We start from the raw sequence: 1,122 nt of genomic DNA on the forward strand, positions 1-1,122 counted from the left end.
CCGCCCAGGCGGCACCCACCAAGCGCAAAAACGCCGCCTTTTCGGGCGGCGTTTTTTTGCATGAAATGCTGCCGGCTTCGTGTCAGGCCGCCGATATCAGTTCCAGCGCCTTCAGCTTGCGGCCGGCCGCCTTCAGCGTGCCGTGCACGCCGTCAAGCGCGCCTTCCACCATTTCCAGCGCCAGCAGGCGATGCCGCTCATAGGGTCCTGGCATGGCAAGTGAACCGGTCTTCTCGGCCGAGAAGCCGAAGCGCGCGTAATAGGGCGCATCGCCGACTAAAAGGATAGCGGCATGGCCGAGACGCGCCGCTTCGGCGATGGCATGGCGCATCAGCGCCGAGCCGATGCCAGCATTCTTGAGCGACGGGTCGACGGCAAGCGGGCCAAGCAGCAGCACGGCCGCACCGCCCTCGCCCAGCCTGACATCCCACAGCCGCACGGTGCCGGCCACGCCGCCCGAAGCATCGCGGGCGACGAAGGCCAGGCCTTCCGAGGGCCGCCGGCCACGCCGCAGCTTCTCCGACGACTTTTTCCTGCGCTTCGGCCCCATGGCCCGATCGAGCAACGCCTCGCGCGCCGCAACATCGGCGGCGGTTTCGGCGACCATCACAGAGGCCGGTGCGTGGCCCCCAATTTCAACTGGCATTTCCATTTCAACTGACATTTCCATTTCCGCAATCCCTGGCGAGCGGAGATCTGTTCCACAGGCGAGCCCGGGTGGACGACACGCACCCACCGGGGATGATCTGATCGGCTCTCTCAGCGCATTTTCAGGCGAAGTTGTGTCCGGTTCGCCGTCCGAAAATGCGCTGAGGAAGCGCCGTCAGATCACGTAGGATCGGAGAGGCTCGAAGCCGTTGAAGGCGACCGCCGAGTAGGTGGTCGTGTAGGCGCCGGTGCCTTCGATCAGCACCTCGTCGCCGATGGTCAGCGACAAAGGCAGCGGATAGGGCGTCTTCTCGTACATCACGTCGGCCGAATCGCAGGTCGGGCCGGCGAGCACGCAAGGTGCGGTCTCCGTGCCGTCATGCGGCGTGACAATCGGGTAGCGGATCGCCTCGTCCATCGTCTCGGCAAGACCGCCGAACTTGCCGATGTCGAGGAACACCCAGCGCACATTGT

Annotated in this window: 1 protein-coding gene and 1 pseudogene; both read right to left on the reverse strand. The window is 65.2% G+C overall.

The annotated features are described in order from the left end of the window. Positions 1 to 82: 82 nt before the first annotated feature. Positions 83 to 652 carry an N-acetyltransferase gene (locus EN750_RS35540; RefSeq protein WP_127399360.1) on the reverse strand — a complete coding sequence of 190 codons (570 nt, stop codon included), beginning with the start codon at positions 650 to 652 and terminating at the stop codon, positions 83 to 85. A 171-nt stretch (positions 653 to 823) separates the two neighbouring features. Beyond that, positions 824 to 1,122, reverse strand: a pseudogene (gene odc2, locus EN750_RS35545) (ornithine/lysine decarboxylase); the annotation flags it as partial.

Source organism: Mesorhizobium sp. M7A.F.Ca.ET.027.03.2.1, assembly GCF_003999175.1.
Taxonomy (GTDB): Bacteria; Pseudomonadota; Alphaproteobacteria; order Rhizobiales; family Rhizobiaceae; genus Mesorhizobium.